Origin of the sequence: Clostridium kluyveri DSM 555, assembly GCF_000016505.1 — a bacterium.
Classification (GTDB): Bacteria; Bacillota; Clostridia; order Clostridiales; family Clostridiaceae; genus Clostridium_B; species Clostridium_B kluyveri.
Map to the genome: position 1 here is coordinate 1,371,678 of NC_009706.1, position 16,602 is coordinate 1,388,279.

The window sequence follows — 16,602 nt, forward strand, 5'->3', positions numbered from 1 at the left end:
ATATAAAAAATTAAATAAATTTTTTTATATATGCACTTTTTAAAAAGGCTGTTCATAGTATATTAATAAGCACTATTAGGAGGAGCAGCCAGTGTTTTTAACAAATTGCTTATTAGACATTCTAGGAAATGTAGTGTTTATGACAGCTTATGTTACTAATAATAGTTCATTTCCTCAACCTTTAAATGATGAAGAAGAAAGATATTATTTAAGGAAATTAAAAGAAGGAGATTTGCTTGCTAAAAGTATTTTAGTGGAGAGAAATTTAAGACTGGTAGCACATATTGTAAAAAAATATTCATATCCTGGTAAAGATGTGGATGATTTGATTTCTATTGGAACTGTGGGGTTAATTAAAGCAATAGATTCCTTTGATTCATGTAAGGGTACCAGGCTTGCAACATATGCGGCAAAATGCATAGAGAATGAAATATTAATGCTTATAAGGAATAACAAAAAAATTAAAAATGAAGTATATCTTCAGGATCCAATAGGTGTAGATAAGGAAGGCAATGAAATATCTCTTATGGATGTACTAAGTAGTGATGAAGATTCTATAATTGAAATAGTAGAACAAAAAATACAAGTAAAAAAATTATATTCTAAAATAAATACCTGTCTATCTCAAAGGGAAAAAAGTGTAGTGGAAATGAGGTATGGGCTTTTAGAAGGTAAGCCAAAAACTCAGAGGGAAATAGCTAAAATTCTAGGAATATCCAGATCTTATGTATCCAGAATTGAAAAAAAAGCTTTAAAAAAGTTATATAAAGAACTAAATTATGGTGCAAAGTAATATTAGGAGCAATAATGAAAGTAGAATTAATGTTTTTAATAAATTCCATTGTATATGTTAGGTTATATATCAAAAATTATAATAAAACATATACGTGGAATTTATAATAGTATTCATGTATTCTTTAGATTCTATAAAAAATAACTTTATCTAAATTTAAAATATATATAAAAATTTAGAAATAAAAGACGATTATAGATAAGGAGTAGTTTACCTAATAGTTAGTAAATTTATCTTTAATCAATTTCATAGTGTAGAAGTAGCTGTTATGAGTCTTATTTTTATACATTAATGGTGTAAATAGCAAATGTGTGTGAAAGGGGAACCTAAAGTGGTATCACTAAAAAATTTATTGGAAAAAACTATAGAAGAAAATGCATCAGATTTACATCTCACAGTGGGGGCGCCTCCTGCTATGAGAATAAATGGAAAACTTAAAAAATTGGGAAAGGAAAAATTACAACCATCAGATACAGATAAATTTAGTAGAGAAATATTAGAGGAAGATTATGAAAAGTATATGAGAATTGGTGAAATTGATATATCTTTTTCTGTAGCAGGACTTGGAAGATTCAGAGTAAATGTATTTAAACAAAGAGGGAGTAGTGCTATTGCAGTAAGAGTTGTAGGATTGAAGGTACCTACTTTAAATGAACTTAATTTTCCTCCAGTGATAAAAGAATTATTAAGCCATAAGAGAGGATTAAATTTAGTAACAGGTCCTACCGGCTGTGGAAAAAGTACAACCCTAGCAGCTATGATAAATGAAATAAATTCTAATAGAGCAGCTCATATAATAACCCTTGAAGATCCTATAGAATATTTACATAAGCATAATAAGTCTTTAATAAGTCAAAGGGAAATAGGTAAGGATTCTTTAAGTTATGCTAATGCTTTAAAAGCGGTATTAAGAGAAGATCCTGATGTGATTTTAGTTGGAGAAATGAGAGATTTAGAGACAATATCTATTGCACTTACTGCTGCTGAAACTGGCCATCTGGTACTTTCTACTTTACATACTGTAGGTGCAGCTCAAACTATAGATAGAATTATAGATGTATTTCCACCTCATCAACAACAGCAAATAAAAATACAGTTATCTGCGGTAATAAAAGGAATAGTATCTCAGCAGCTTTTATCAAAGTCAAATGGAGATGGAAGAATAGCTGCACTTGAAATTATGATTGCCACAGAGGCTATTAAAAACATGATAAGGGAAGGCAAGACTCACCAAATAGAATCTTCTATGCAAACGGGTATAAAATATGGAATGAAAACAATGGATATGTCTTTAGCAGAACTTTATAGAAAGGGATATATAACTTATGAATCTGCTCTTGCCTATTCTATCGATCGCAATATACTTACTCGAATGATGTCTTTATAAAAAGGGTATAATAAAAAATAAAACTGAAAAGTTTTATTTTTATATAAAGCTGTTTTGCAATTCTCTTAATCATGTAAAATATTTTACATGATTAAGAGAATTGCTATAGTAATTAATTCTTATTTATGCTAAAATAACCTTGAATTAGGGGGGATTAAATTGAGCATATTTAAAGAAATAATTCTTAATGCCTCTCGTGTTTTGACTTACATGGTCTATATAATATCAATATATTATCTGTGTATATCGTTTTTTGGAATATGGAAGAGAAGGGATGAACAAGAGGTAGAGCCTAAGAATAGTTTTGCATTAATTGTAGCTGCTCATAATGAAGAAATTGTAATTAAGGATATTTTAGAAAGCCTAAATGGACTTGAATATCCTAAAGAATTATATGATGTTTTTGTCATTGCAGATAACTGTACGGATAAGACTGCAATAAAAGCTAGAGAAAAAGGTGCTATAGTGTATGAAAGAGTTGATGGCAGTAAAAGAGGTAAAGGATATGCACTGGAATGGATGTTTCGAAAAATTTTTAACATGAAAAGAAAATATGATGCAATTGCTATATTTGATGCGGATAATCTTGTACATAAAAATTTTTTAAAGGAGATGAATAAACAGCTTTCTAGGGGATATAAAGTTGTCCAAGGATATTTAGATAGTAAAAATCCTTATGATACATGGATAACAGGAAGCTATTCCATAGCATTTTGGACCTGTAATAGAATGTTTCAACTAGCTAGAAGTAATTTGGGATTATCAACCCAGTTAGGTGGAACTGGTTTTTGTATAAATACAGATATTTTACAGAAATTAGGATGGGGTGCAACTTGTCTTACGGAAGATTTAGAATTTACCTGTAAGTTGGTTTTATATGGATATAAAATAGGATGGGCTCATAATGCTATAATATACGATGAAAAGCCTCTTACACTTTTTCAATCATGGAAACAGCGTAAAAGATGGATGCAAGGATTTGCAGATGTATCAAGCAGATATTTTTTTAAACTTATAAAAAAATCAATAAAAACTTTTGATTTTGTTCTCTTTGACTGTGCTCTATACAGTATTCAACCTATAATAACTGTACTCATAGGATTATCTGTTGTAAGTGGAGGAGTTCAATATCTCATGAGAACATACCACCTAATATCCAATTTTAATACAGTGGTATATTCAGTGAATTTTAATCTGCTTACAATATCAGCGGTGTTACTTTCAATATTACAATTTATATATACTCCATTTATGTTGGTTTTAGAAAAAAAATTAGATTTAAAAATATTTTTTTACTACATAATTTATCCTATTTATGCAATTACGTGGTTTCCAATTTCGGTGCAGGGTATTATAAATAAAAATGATAAAGAATGGAGTCACACTACCCACAGCCGAAGTATAAAAATAAAAGAATTAGAGAAAGTTAATTAAGGCTATAAATATAATTTTGATTTAAGGGAAAAAACTGTAGGTTTTTTCCCTTAAATATATATTAGGGTTAATTTGGGATATATCATAATATAATTAGTTTGATATTATAAATATATTCCAATAAAATAACATTACTATGAATAAATTTAATATTTTATATGAAATTACTATGAAATTATATTTAAAAAAATTAATGAAGTGTAAATGAAGTAGAGTTTGAAGAGGAAAATAGACTATGTTTTGGATGAATATGAATTTAATTCCAATCTGTATTATTTAACTGTATTTGAGATTTTATTAAAATGTGATAAAATATAAGAGGAAATTTAGCTTTTTTGTTGAATATATATTTTTGACGGTTTCCTTTATTCTATAGTTGATAATTTAATACTTTAGTTAATTCAATTATAGGTAATAATATATAACTTTATTATTAGGAGTGAAGTAAACTAAGTTGCTAGTAATAATTTATATGGAGATTAAATTGTCCTAAGATTTGAATTAAGTAGTGTTTTTGATATATCAAATAATTTTAATATTCATATGGAATTTGCTATGATAAATAGTTTTCTCCGCATGAATTTTAGAAAAACTTATCTGGAAACACAGTAGTGATTATTCTTCATTTTAAATAATCTGGAGGTATTAGTAATGGATGGATGTTTCTGGATAAATTAATGATAAGTGGTAAAAATCCACTTAAATCCGAAAAGTCTGTTTATGAAAAAAAGGGGGACATACTTTATGAGTGGATATATAATTGGAATAGATATAGGTTCATCCAATATTTGTGCTGCAGCAGGAAAAGTGGAAAGAAACGGAAGGATGCAAATATTAGGGATAACTTCTTCAGGCTGTAATGGTGTGAAGAAAGGAATAGTTGTGGATATAGATAAAACCTCTGAATCTATAAAAAATTGTATAAGTTCATTAGAGAGAATGATAGATATTAAAATAAATGAAGCATATATATCTTTGCCTGGAGGAATAAGTGAACTTATCTGGAATAAAGGGGTAATTGCTGTATCGTCAGAAGATCGTGAAATAAGGTATAATGATGTTAAAAGAGTTTTAAAAGCAGCTAAAATTATTACTATTCCAAACGACAAAGAAGTTATAGGGGTAATACCTGAGCAGTACATAATTGACGGCTATGATAATATAAAAGACCCTATTGGTATGAATGGACTTAGACTGGAAGTGGATGCCCAGATAATACTGGCTCGTTCAACTATAATAAATAATATTTTTAAAAGTGTAAATAAGGCAGGAATAAAGGTGCTTGGAATAGTATTTCAACCTATAGCTATATCCCAAGTAGTATTAAAAGAAGAGGAGATTCAAAGGGGAGTAGCTCTTGTAGACGTGGGTTCAGAGTCTATAAATATTTATATATATGAAGGAGGAATTTTAAGAAGTATAAGTACTATAGCTTTAGGTGGAAGCATTATAACAAATGATATTGCAGTATGTCTTAAGCTTCCTTTTTCAGAGGCAGAAAAACTTAAAATAAAATATGGAAGTGTAAGTGCGGATCCAGGGAAGAAAAGCTTAAAAATAGAGGTTAATGCGGATTATAATAAGGTTAAAGTTGATTATGATATTTTAGTTCAGATTATGGAAGCTAGGGTTGAAGAATTATTCTCTATAATAGACAAGGAAATAAGAGTTTCTGAATATTATGATAAGCTTTCAGGTATAGTTTTAGTAGGAGGAGGTATAGCTACAATAAAGGGCATAGAAGATTTTGGCAAAAATCTGTTAGAAAAATTTATGAGGATTGGAACTACGAAATATATAGGGGCCTCAAGTCCGCTGTATGTTACAGCAGTTGGTATAGTAAAGGATGTTTCTAATTCAATAAAATATAAAAATATAGATACTACAACAAATAAAAATGAAGATGTAACTAGTTATGAGGAAATAGCTGTGGGATTAGGAAAGAAGAATGATAAGGATAAACATATGGGGTTTGTAACAAAAATAAAAGAATTTTTTACGGACTTTTTTTAATAAGGGAGGTTTAGGTATTGTGTTAGATTTTGATGTAGATGTTCAGCAATTTGCACAGATAAAAGTAATAGGATGTGGCGGCGGGGGAAATAATGCAGTAAATAGAATGATAAAAGAAGGATTAAAAAATGTTGAGTTTATAGCTATAAATACAGATAAACAGGCATTAATGCTTTCACAGGCGTCACAAAAAATACAAATAGGAGATAAGCTTACTAAAGGACTTGGAGCAGGAGCAAATCCTGAAATAGGACAAAAAGCTGCAGAGGAAAATAAGGATGAGATAACACAAGCTATAAAAGGGGCAGACATGGTATTTATTACAGCAGGAATGGGAGGCGGAACTGGAACTGGGGCGGCACCTATAATTGCAGAAATTGCTAAATCCATGGGAATACTCACAGTAGGAGTAGTTACAAAGCCTTTCCCTTTCGAGGGCAGGAAAAGGATGCTGCATGCAGAAATGGGCATAAAAAATTTAAAGGATAAGGTAGATACCTTAGTTACAATTCCAAATGAAAGACTTCTTTCTGTAGTAGATAAAAAGACAACTTTAATGGAATCTTTTAGATTCGCAGATGATATATTAAGGCAAGGTGTACAAGGTATATCAGATTTAATAACCATACCTGGTCTTGTAAATTTAGATTTTGCAGATGTAAGGACAATTATGATAGATAAAGGTCTTGCTCACATGGGGGTAGGGAAAGGAAATGGAGATAATAGAGCACAAGATGCTGCCAAACAGGCTATATCCAGTCCTCTGCTTGAAACTTCTATAGTAGGAGCTACAGGAGTTCTTCTTAATATAACTGGTGGACAAGATCTTGGGCTGCTGGAAATAAATGAAGCAGCAGAAATAGTTCAAGAGGCTGCAGATCCTGATGCCAATATAATATTTGGAGCTGTTATAGATGAAAATATAAAGGATGAAATAAGAATTACAGTTATAGCTACAGGTTTTGAAGCTGAAAAAGATCAAATTAAAGAAGATTTAACTGTAAAAAAGGATATTAAAAAATCTCAATCCAATAATATAATCAATAGTAAAAATGAAGCTGCTGCTTCTGTGGAATATGAAAAGTTTAATGAAAATGATTTAGAAATACCTGCTTTTTTAAGAAGGCAGAAAAAATAAAAAATCCACATATGGCAATTAGATGCCATATGTGGATTTTTTATTTTTTCTGCATGCTTCACCATTTCCACAAATTCTTCTTATATTAAAAATCAACAATAATCCATAATCACTAAAAAGTTATTAAAGGGAAAGAAATTGTTAAGAATAAAAGGAAAATTATTGGCATAATATAGAAAATAAAAATATTATATACAATTCCAAAATGACAAAATTTTCAAATTCATAAGTATATAATATAAATAGATATTAATAAGTTATGGCTGGAGGTGAACAATAATTGGTTGTATTTTTAGATTTATTAATTTTAATAAATTTAATAGTGAATTTTTTTCTGTTATATATTACGGGAAGGACTTTGAAATTAGTAATAAATTTTAAGCGCATTTTTTTAGGAGCCTTTATAGGAAGTATATATACAATTACATTAATTTATCCTTGTTTGAGTATTTTTTCCACAGTTTATTTTAAATTAGTAGTGGCAGTGGTATTGGTCTATATTTCTTTCGGTAATAAAGGTATTATAACTGACTTTAAAATTTTATGTGTATTTATACTATACTCTATGCTTTTAGCAGGGATATGTATGTTTATTCAATATAATAGATATTCATATGTAAATAGTGCTATGATAACTAATTTTCCATATCAATGGCTCTTTATTTCACTTATGATATGTTATATAACTATCGATAGATTAGTAATTTATATTAAGGATAGAAAAGACCTGTTTACCCTAGTTTACGAAGTAGATATTATATTTAAAGATAAAGAAAAAAAAGTAAAAGCTTTCTTAGATACGGGAAATGAATTAAGAGAGCCTGCTACCAACCTACCTGTAGTGATAGTTGAAAAATCTGTGTTTGATAGTGTGAACTTAGAAGAGTTTGGGAAATTTTATATACCCTATAGGGTTATAAATGGTTCCAGTGGGAAACTTCTGGGATTTAAACCGGATATAATAAAAATAAATTTTGGAAAAGAGGTAAAATATAGGGAGGTTATAATTGCTCTTTGTCAGGATAAGTTAAGTCAGCTTGATGATTATCATGCTCTTTTATCTAGAGGAGTAATATAAGTAAAAACAATTGATAGTGGAGGGTAATTATGCTTAAGTTAAAAATATTATTAAACAGAATACTAACAAAATTTAAATTTGCCATAAGGAATATATACTATATAGGGGGAAATGATGTACTACCTCCTCCCCTTAGCAAAAAGGAGGAAGAGGATTTAGTATCTAGATTAGTTTCAGGAAATGAAAAAGTAAGAGCAACCCTTATAGAAAGAAATTTAAGATTAGTAGTTTATATAGCTAGGAAATTTGAAAACACAGGAGTAAATGTAGAAGATTTAGTATCTGTAGGAACCATAGGACTTATAAAGGCAGTAAATACCTTCAATCCTGAAAAAAAGATAAAATTAGCTACATACGCTTCAAGATGTATAGAAAATGAAATACTTATGTATTTAAGAAGAAATAGTAAGGTAAAGGCAGAAATTTCTTTTTATGAACCTTTAAATGTAGACTGGGATGGAAATGAATTATTGTTGTCTGATATTTTAGGAACAGATAATGATGTGGTGTATAGCTTTATAGAAGATGAAGTGGATAAGCAGCTTTTGGTAATTGCCATGAAAAAATTAAGTGACAGAGAAAAAGAAATAGTTAATTTAAGATTTGGGTTAAATGGTAAAAAAGAAAAAACTCAGAAGGAAGTTGCGGACTTGCTTGGTATATCCCAATCCTATATTTCTAGGCTTGAGAAGAGAATAATAAGAAGACTAAGAAAAGAAATAAATAAAATGTTATAAGTTTGTCTTTAGTATAAAATTCAGCGTCTTAGTAAATACTTAAAATGCTATATATTCTAAAGGGGCTGATTACATGATAATTAATAAGGTTGAAATTTGTGGCGTAAATACATCAAAATTGCCAGTTCTAAAAGAAAAAGAAATGAAGGAACTCTTAATAAAAATGCAGCAGGGAGATAATGATGCTAGAGAAAAATTTATAAAAGGCAATTTAAGATTGGTGTTAAGTGTAATACAGAGATTTAATAACAGAGGAGAAAACGTAGATGATCTATTTCAAGTAGGATGTATAGGGCTTATAAAGGCTATTGACAATTTTGATTTAAGTCAGAATGTTAAATTTTCCACTTATGCAGTACCTATGATTATAGGAGAGATAAGAAGATATTTAAGAGATAACAATTCAATAAGAGTGAGTCGTTCTCTTAGAGATATTGCATATAAAGCACTGCAGGTTAGGGATAAATTAATAAGGGAAAATAATAAAGAACCTACTATATCACAAATAGCTAAAGAACTGGAATTGCCAAGGGAAGAAGTAGTATTTGCACTGGATGCAATTCAGGATCCTGTATCTTTATTTGAACCTATATATCACGATGGTGGGGATGCAATTTATGTAATGGATCAAATAAGTGATACAAAAAATGTTGATGAGAATTGGCTTGAAAATATATCTATAAAAGAGGCAATGAAAAAATTAAACGATAGAGAAAAATTAATACTTAACTTAAGATTTTTCGATGGAAGAACTCAAATGGAAGTAGCACATGAAATAGGAATATCACAGGCGCAAGTTTCAAGATTAGAAAAAACTGCATTAAGGCACATGAGAAAGTATGTATAAAATTTTGAATTTATTGTTTGGTTTATATTAATAAAAAGATGGAGGGATTACATATATGGAATTACAAAAAGATTTATTTTCTTTAACTAATTTAAGAGATATGGAAGTTATAGATATAAATACGGGAATAAAGTTGGGATTTATAAAAGATTTAAAAGTAAATTGCAAGGAACATAGGATAATATCTATTATTCTACCTTCCCAAACAGGTAAAGTATCTTTTTTTAACAAAAATGAAGATTTGGAGGTACCCTGGGATAATGTGAGAAAAATAGGGGTGGATGTAATTTTGGTAGATGGAGAAAATATATCGGATAAAAAGTAATAATTAGTAGAATTTTCGTTCTAAAGGTGTATAATTATTTATATACTATATTAAAAAGGACGTGAATAAAATTGAAATGCCCTTATTGTGGATATGGAGAAAGTAAGGTGGTGGATTCCAGAGCTACAGATGACAAAATGGCTATAAGAAGAAGAAGAGAGTGTTTAAAATGTAATAAAAGGTATACAACCTATGAAAAAATTGAAAATGTTCCCCTGCTTGTCATAAAGAAAAATATGAGTAGGGAGTATTTCGATAGGACAAAAATATTAAATGGACTTATGAAAGCCTGTCAGAAGAGACCTGTTTCAAGAAAACAGATTGAAGAAATAGCAGATGAGGTGGAGAAGAAAATAAGTAACAGTGTACTCACAGAAATAAATTCCTCTGATATAGGGGAAATGATTATGGAAAGTTTAAAAAAAGTAGATGAAGTATCTTATGTGAGGTTTGCATCTGTATATAGGCAATTTAAAGATATAAATACTTTTATGGAAGAGATAAAAAATTTAATTTCTAATAGATAAAGTGGTCAATAGATATTCACCACTTATTTTTTTTTACCCCCGATTTGTTAAATCAAAGTTAAAAAAATATATATACTGCTATTGTTTGATAAAGAATGTTAAAATATATTTAAATAAAGTTCATTATAAAGCTAAAAATATGGAGGATAATATGGAGAGAATTTTAATTGAAGGGTATGAGTTTATAAAGATAAATTTTCCAGGGGCATCAGCGGTATTTTCAACGGCTAAAAATAACTTGAATTTTAACAAGCTAGAAGACATGGGGAGAAAAAATATTAATAATTTGAAAGGTTGGTTCAATCTAAAAAATATAGGATATTTAAATCAAGTTCATGGATGCGACAGTATAATTTATAAGGGCAATCTAGAAGATGCAGATGGAATAATTACAAATGTACCCTATGAGGCTGTAGGAGTATTTAATGCAGATTGTGCTCCTGTGCTTTTATACGATAGAAAAGAAAAAGTTATAGCGGCAGTTCATAGTGGGTGGAGAGGCACTTTATCCTGTATTGTTTTAAAGACCATAGAAAAACTTCAAAAGGATTTTAAAAGTAATCCTTTCAATATATCAGCATGTATAGGACCACATATATGCAGCTCTTGTTATGAGGTGGGGGAAGAGGTAATAAATGAGTTTAAAAATTCAACTTTTTATAAAGATAAATATATATTTGAAGGACGGAATCTGAGTTTAAAAGAATGCATTTTATACCAGTTAAAAGATAGTGGAGTACGGGATGAGAATATAAATTCCCTGGATATTTGTACTTCTTGTAACACAGAATATGATCTGTATTCTTACAGAAAAAATAAATATCAGGGAAGACTTTTTTCTTTTATTTATCTCAATTCTCCTGTAAATTGTGAATCGTGAATTGTGAACTATGAATTGTCAACTGTGAATTGTGAATTGTATAAAAGGGGTGCGATTTATGTCAAAAGAAAAAATATTAATAGTAGATGATGAAGAGCATATATGTGAACTTATTAAATTCAATCTTGAAAATAATGGATATAAAACTATCATAGCTTCAGAAGGAATGGAAGCACTAAAAATAGCAAAGGAGGAAAGACCAAAACTTATTTTGCTTGATGTCATGCTTCCGGGAATGGACGGGTATGATGTATGCAAAGAAATAAGAAAAGACGAGTCGATAGCCTCTACTCCTATAATGATGATAACTGCCAGAGGAGAAGAATTTGACAAGGTTCTGGGATTGGAACTTGGGGCGGATGACTATATTACAAAACCTTTTTCTGTAAGAGAATTATTGGCTAGGGTGAAAGCTATACTAAGAAGAACTGCTATAAAAACTTTAGATAAGTACTATGTGTTTGGAGACATAAGTATAGATTTTGACAGACATGAAGTGCTTAAAAATGGAGAAAAAGTAGAATTGACACTTAAGGAATTTGAACTTCTCCAGATGCTTATAAAAAATAAAGGCAGAGTTATGACCAGAGATTTTCTGCTTGATAAGATATGGGGATATGAATATGTAGGGGAAACTAGAACTGTAGATGTTCATATAAGGCACATAAGACAGAAGATAGAAAGCTGCGATAAAAAACCTAAATATATTGAAACCATACGTGGAATTGGCTATAGATTTAACTGGAAAGAGTAACGGGATAAAATGAAAAAAAAATTAATGTTATCTATGGTATCTACCCTTATATTTAGTATGATAATAGCTACGTTGCTATTTATACTGATTGAAAATCGCGAATATATAAAAAATATGAAAGATACTTTAAAATTAAACAATGAAATCATAATGAATATAATAAACAATGAAAAAATAGAGGATAAAAGCAGTTTTCTTAAAAAAATCTTTTCAAATGAAATTATGAGGGTAACTCTTATAGATAAGAATGGAAAAGTTCTTGGAGACTCCATGGCAGAGGAGTACACCATGAGTAATCATAATTGGAGAAAAGAAGTACAAGAAGCTAGGAAGTATGGAACAGGATATGATATCAGAATAAGTGATACCACCCATAAAAAAACATTATATTTTGCTACTGTCTTTGAGAATGGATATGTAATACGAAGCTCATTAACTATGCAGACAATAAAAGGATTTGAGAATAATTATTTAAGATATTATATGTTTATAATGTCCTTTTCAATATTAATATCTTTAATCTTTGCTTCAAAACTTTCAAAATCAATAGTAAGACCTTTGAAAAAACTTCAATATACTACTTTTAGTATAGCTAGTGGCAACTTAAATAAAAGGGTTATAATTAATTCTAAAGATGAAATAGGAAGGCTTAGTAAAACTTTTAATCACATGGCGGATAAACTGGAAAATACCTTAAAGGACTCCATAGATAAAACAAATAAACTGGAAGCTATACTAAAAAGTATGGATAATGGAGTGATAGCAGTGGATACCAGTTATAAAATTATAATGATAAATCCCTATGCAAAAAAAATATTTGGAATTTCAAAAGATGTAATAGGGGAAAATTTAATGGACAGTATAAGAGATTTTGAATTGGAAGATATATTTAAAAGCGTAAAGAAGGAATATAAAGAGATTAGAATATTAAGACCTAAAGAAAGGGATTTAAGAATAAAGACAGATTATATTATAAATAGTAATGAAAAAATAGGTATAGTGGCGGTAGTTCAGGATATAACGGATATAAAAAGACTAGAAAATATGAGATCACAATTTGTAGCCAATGTTTCTCATGAACTAAAAACTCCCCTTACATCCATAAAGGGATTTGCAGAAACTCTAAAATATGTGGAAGATGTAGAAAATAGAAATAAATTTTTAAACATAATAGATGATGAAGCAGAGCGTCTTACACGGCTGATAAATGATATACTTACACTTTCTCATATAGAAAGTAATGAAATGGATAAAATAGAGTTTATAGATATAAATGGAATAATAGATGATGTATGTTATATGATGAAACCTTTTGCAGATAAAAAGCATATAAAAATCAAGAAAATAAGCTGTGAAATGCCTGATATATGGGGGGATGCAGACAGGTTTAAACAGATGGTTATAAACTTAGTGGACAATGCAATAAAATATACCAATAATGGAGGATGGGTTAAAGTTGGTACAGCATTTCAGGAGAATGACTGTTTAATATGGGTAGAAGATAATGGAGTAGGTATCTCTAAAGAGCATCAGGAAAGATTATTTGAGAGATTTTATAGAGTTGATAAAGCAAGATCCAGAAGTCAGGGAGGGACAGGGCTCGGCCTTGCTATAGTAAAACATATAACTTTAAAATTTAGTGGCACTATAGAATTAAACAGTGAGATTGGCAAGGGCAGTAAATTCACAGTTAGAATACCTATAGATATTAATAATAAGCATAGATATGATAATTGAATAATTATATAGATTAGGTTAACATCTGATATATTTAAAAATATTGGATGTTAATTTTAATTAACATAGCTATAATAAAGGATTAACTTTAGTGGAATATTATAAGTACTGTGGAAATTGAAGTTGTTTTTTTATATGAGGTTAAATCTTAAGGAGGTCTATATTATTATGAATATAAGAATACGAAGAGGTTTTTTAGCAACTATGGCTATTGTACTGACTATGGGAATATTCACAGGCTGTGGAGGAAATAATAGTACGGAAGAGGGAGATAAGAGCAGTAATCAGGAATTATCCGGTTCAATAACTTTGGCAGGTTCTACTGCGCTTCAGCCACTGGCAGAACAAATAGGTAAAACATTTTCAGAAAAAAATCCAAAGGTAACTGTTAATGTCCAGGGAGGAGGAAGCGGTACAGGATTAAATTTGGCACTGCAGGGTACGGCAAATATAGGAAATTCTGATGTAACTGCAGAATCCAAGCTGGATGCAGATCAAGCAAAGCAGCTGGTAGATCATAAAGTTTGTGCTATAGGCTTTGCAGTAGTAGTAAATCCTAATGTAGGAGTTGATTCTCTGACTAAAGAACAGATACAGAAGATATTTACAGGAGAAGTCACTAATTGGAAGGACTTAGGCGGAAGTGATATGAAAATAAATGTTATAAACAGGACTAAGTCATCAGGCACCAGAGCTACATTTAAAGATACTGTAATGGGTGGAAAAGAGGAAAAAGAAGGACTTGGAACAACACAAGACTCCAATGGAAATGTTGAAAATGCAATTAAGACCACAGAAGGATCTATAAGCTATTTAGCACTATCTTATTTAACAGATGCAGTTAAGGACAATGTTAAAGCTTTAAAAATAGAAGATGTTGAAGCTAGTTCAGAAAATATAATTTCAGGTAAATATCCATTTTGGTCTCATGAACATATGTATACAAAGAGAGAAGCTGAAGGTGTGACAAAAGCATATATAGATTATGTATTAAGTGATGAAAATAAAGAAACCATAAAGAAGCTTGGATATATCCCTATGAGTGATATGAAATAGAAATTATTTTTAGCTGGCTGTTTAAACAGCCAGTTATTTATAAAATAAAATTTTGAGGTCGGTAAATATGGAAAAAAAATCAGTTGGGTTATCAAAGATGACAAATATAGAAAAAAAGTCATTATGGTATAAACTAAAAACAGAATATATAGGCAGATTTTTTGCTACATTTTGTGGAGCTATGATTATAGTTCTTACTTTAAGTATAATATTTTTTATAACTTCAAAAGGTATGGCCACTTTTGTAAAAAGGGGATATCCTCTATGGGAATTTTTATTTAGTTCTAAATGGGCACCAGACGGCAATGCTCCAAAGCTTGGAGCACTTATATTTTTTGCAGGGTCTACCTTTGTTTCTTTAGGGGCGGTTATAATAAGTGCTCCCATAAGTATAGCCCTTGCTGTATTTATGCATTACATATCTCCTAGGATAGGTTCTAAAATATTGCAGCCTTCGCTGGAATTATTTGTAGGTATACCCTCTGTAGTATATGGATGGATAGGATTTAGCGTACTTATACCATTTTTAAAGAACAGTTTTCATGGAATTGGCTTTAGTTTAATAGCAGGTATATTGGTTCTAAGTATAATGATACTACCTACCATATCCAGTATATCTGCAGATGCAGTAAAAACTATTCCAAAAAGTTACATGGAGGCATCTTATGGATTAGGGGCAACCAGATGGCAGACCATAAGTAAAGTAATAGTTCCCTCTGCTAAAAATGGCATACTTACAGGAGTGGTATTAGGACTCGCTAGAGCTTTCGGAGAAGCTTTGGCAGTACAAATGGTAATAGGAAATACCATAAAATTTCCGAGTGGTCTTTTAAGTCCTACATCTACTATGACTAGTATTTTAACCATGGATATGGGAAATACAGTGTCTGGGACTGCATGGAATGATGCACTATGGTCTCTGGCATTGTTTCTTTTAATAATTTCTTTTGTATTTATTTTAATAATAAAGGCCATTGGAAAAAGGAGTGAGGTTAAAAGATGAATGCTAAAATGAGAGATAAGTTATGGACTGGAGTTTTTTATGGATTGACTGTTTTTATAGTACTCATTTTGGTACTTTTAATAGGATATATACTAGTTAAAGGCATGGGATTTTTAGAACCGTCTTTTTTATTTGGAGAAGCCAAATTTGGGGAATCAGGAGGTGGTATAGCCCCTCAGTTATTTAATTCTTTTTATATGTTAATAGTGGCACTGCTTATAAGTGTTCCTTTTGGCATAGGGGCGGGGATATATTTATCCCAATATGCAAAAGAAGGGATATTTTTAAATATAGTAAGATTATGTATAGAGACCATGGCATCATTACCTTCTATTGTAGTTGGATTGTTTGGCCTTTTAATATTTGTAAACATGACAAATTGGGGTTTTACTCTTTTATCAGGAGCCTTTGCCATATCTGTATTGAATTTACCTGCTTTAACCAGAGTAAGTGAAAATGCCATAACTGCAGCTGCTGCACCTGTAAGGGAAGCCAGTTTAGGTCTTGGAGCCACCAAATGGCAGACCATAAGCAAAGTGATTCTTCCATCGGCTATACCACAGATATCTACAGGCATAATACTTGCTGCAGGCAGAATATTTGGAGAAGCTGCGGCTCTTTTATACACGGCGGGTATGAGTGCACCTAAATTGAATTTTTCCTATATGAGTTTAATTGATAGGGGGTCTTCCTTTAGTATAATGAGACCTGCAGAAACTTTAGCGGTATATATATGGAAATTAAATTCTGAGGGAATGGTACCTGATGCGGCCCAGATAGCCAATAAGGCGTCTGCAGTTTTAGTAATTATGGTACTGCTTTTTAATCTTATAGCCAGGGTATTAGGTAGAAAAATATATGAATCATATACAGGTAAGAAATAAGGGGGAGAG

16 protein-coding genes are annotated in these 16,602 nt (G+C 30.4%); all 16 read left to right on the top strand.

The genetic code is table 11. The annotated features are described in order from the left end of the window. Nucleotides 1-91 precede the first annotated feature (91 nt). The 16 genes from sigK (at nucleotide 92) to pstA (ending at nucleotide 16,593) form a co-directional block, all read left to right on the top strand. Nucleotides 92-793: an RNA polymerase sporulation sigma factor SigK gene (gene sigK, locus CKL_RS06575; RefSeq protein WP_012101724.1), complete on the top strand. Its 702-nt coding sequence runs from the start codon at nucleotides 92-94 to the stop codon at nucleotides 791-793. A gap of 331 nt (nucleotides 794-1,124) precedes the next feature. Next, nucleotides 1,125-2,180, top strand: coding sequence for a type IV pilus twitching motility protein PilT (locus CKL_RS06580; protein ID WP_012101725.1), 1,056 nt, complete (start codon nucleotides 1,125-1,127; stop codon nucleotides 2,178-2,180). A gap of 159 nt (nucleotides 2,181-2,339) precedes the next feature. Beyond that, a complete protein-coding gene (locus CKL_RS06585) occupies nucleotides 2,340-3,614 on the top strand; it encodes a glycosyltransferase family 2 protein (RefSeq protein WP_012101726.1) in 1,275 nt (424 codons plus the stop codon). A gap of 744 nt (nucleotides 3,615-4,358) precedes the next feature. Next, the gene (gene ftsA, locus CKL_RS06590; RefSeq protein WP_012101727.1) at nucleotides 4,359-5,627 is read left to right on the top strand and encodes a cell division protein FtsA; all 1,269 of its coding nucleotides are present in this window, start codon (nucleotides 4,359-4,361) and stop codon (nucleotides 5,625-5,627) included. Between the two features lie 19 nt (nucleotides 5,628-5,646). Further along, the gene (gene ftsZ / locus CKL_RS06595) at nucleotides 5,647-6,765 is read left to right on the top strand and encodes a cell division protein FtsZ (protein WP_012101728.1); all 1,119 of its coding nucleotides are present in this window, start codon (nucleotides 5,647-5,649) and stop codon (nucleotides 6,763-6,765) included. Nucleotides 6,766-7,045: 280 nt separating this feature from the next. Continuing rightward, a complete protein-coding gene (spoIIGA, locus tag CKL_RS06600; RefSeq protein WP_012101729.1) occupies nucleotides 7,046-7,843 on the top strand; it encodes a sigma-E processing peptidase SpoIIGA in 798 nt (265 codons plus the stop codon). A gap of 29 nt (nucleotides 7,844-7,872) precedes the next feature. Next, entirely contained in the window at nucleotides 7,873-8,580 is a 708-nt protein-coding gene (sigE, locus tag CKL_RS06605) for an RNA polymerase sporulation sigma factor SigE (RefSeq protein ID WP_012101730.1), read from the top strand. Nucleotides 8,581-8,653: 73 nt separating this feature from the next. After that, nucleotides 8,654-9,427, top strand: a complete 774-nt coding sequence (sigG, locus tag CKL_RS06610; protein ID WP_012101731.1) for an RNA polymerase sporulation sigma factor SigG — start codon at nucleotides 8,654-8,656, stop codon at nucleotides 9,425-9,427. A gap of 55 nt (nucleotides 9,428-9,482) precedes the next feature. After that, the gene (locus tag CKL_RS06615) at nucleotides 9,483-9,752 is read left to right on the top strand and encodes a YlmC/YmxH family sporulation protein (protein WP_012101732.1); all 270 of its coding nucleotides are present in this window, start codon (nucleotides 9,483-9,485) and stop codon (nucleotides 9,750-9,752) included. Between the two features lie 71 nt (nucleotides 9,753-9,823). After that, nucleotides 9,824-10,279, top strand: a complete 456-nt coding sequence (nrdR, locus tag CKL_RS06620) for a transcriptional regulator NrdR (RefSeq protein ID WP_012101733.1) — start codon at nucleotides 9,824-9,826, stop codon at nucleotides 10,277-10,279. Between the two features lie 151 nt (nucleotides 10,280-10,430). Then, entirely contained in the window at nucleotides 10,431-11,159 is a 729-nt protein-coding gene (gene pgeF, locus CKL_RS06625; RefSeq protein ID WP_012101734.1) for a peptidoglycan editing factor PgeF, read from the top strand. A 58-nt stretch (nucleotides 11,160-11,217) separates the two neighbouring features. Then, nucleotides 11,218-11,913, top strand: a complete 696-nt coding sequence (locus CKL_RS06630) for a response regulator transcription factor (RefSeq protein WP_012101735.1) — start codon at nucleotides 11,218-11,220, stop codon at nucleotides 11,911-11,913. Nucleotides 11,914-11,922: 9 nt separating this feature from the next. Beyond that, nucleotides 11,923-13,650 carry a two-component system histidine kinase PnpS gene (gene pnpS / locus CKL_RS06635; RefSeq protein WP_012101736.1) on the top strand — a complete coding sequence of 576 codons (1,728 nt, stop codon included), beginning with the start codon at nucleotides 11,923-11,925 and terminating at the stop codon, nucleotides 13,648-13,650. Between the two features lie 168 nt (nucleotides 13,651-13,818). Then, a complete protein-coding gene (locus CKL_RS06640) occupies nucleotides 13,819-14,706 on the top strand; it encodes a phosphate ABC transporter substrate-binding protein (RefSeq protein WP_012101737.1) in 888 nt (295 codons plus the stop codon). 97 nt (nucleotides 14,707-14,803) lie between these two features. Further along, entirely contained in the window at nucleotides 14,804-15,709 is a 906-nt protein-coding gene (pstC, locus tag CKL_RS06645) for a phosphate ABC transporter permease subunit PstC (protein ID WP_012101738.1), read from the top strand. Further along, nucleotides 15,706-16,593, top strand: a complete 888-nt coding sequence (gene pstA / locus CKL_RS06650; protein ID WP_012101739.1) for a phosphate ABC transporter permease PstA — start codon at nucleotides 15,706-15,708, stop codon at nucleotides 16,591-16,593. The genes pstC and pstA overlap by 4 nt, the downstream gene beginning before the upstream one ends. Nucleotides 16,594-16,602 lie beyond the last annotated feature (9 nt).

Bases quoted from the DNA above. Each gene is read 5' to 3' on its own strand.
- ftsA (WP_012101727.1), top strand. From the start codon at position 4,359: ATGAGTGGATATATAATTGGAATAGATATAGGTTCATCCAATATTTGT.
- sigE (WP_012101730.1), top strand. From the start codon at position 7,873: ATGCTTAAGTTAAAAATATTATTAAACAGAATACTAACAAAATTTAAA.
- sigG (WP_012101731.1), top strand. From the start codon at position 8,654: ATGATAATTAATAAGGTTGAAATTTGTGGCGTAAATACATCAAAATTG.
- CKL_RS06615 (WP_012101732.1), top strand. From the start codon at position 9,483: ATGGAATTACAAAAAGATTTATTTTCTTTAACTAATTTAAGAGATATG.
- pgeF (WP_012101734.1), top strand. From the start codon at position 10,431: ATGGAGAGAATTTTAATTGAAGGGTATGAGTTTATAAAGATAAATTTT.
- CKL_RS06630 (WP_012101735.1), top strand. From the start codon at position 11,218: ATGTCAAAAGAAAAAATATTAATAGTAGATGATGAAGAGCATATATGT.
- pnpS (WP_012101736.1), top strand. From the start codon at position 11,923: ATGAAAAAAAAATTAATGTTATCTATGGTATCTACCCTTATATTTAGT.
- CKL_RS06640 (WP_012101737.1), top strand. From the start codon at position 13,819: ATGAATATAAGAATACGAAGAGGTTTTTTAGCAACTATGGCTATTGTA.
- pstC (WP_012101738.1), top strand. From the start codon at position 14,804: ATGACAAATATAGAAAAAAAGTCATTATGGTATAAACTAAAAACAGAA.
- pstA (WP_012101739.1), top strand. From the start codon at position 15,706: ATGAATGCTAAAATGAGAGATAAGTTATGGACTGGAGTTTTTTATGGA.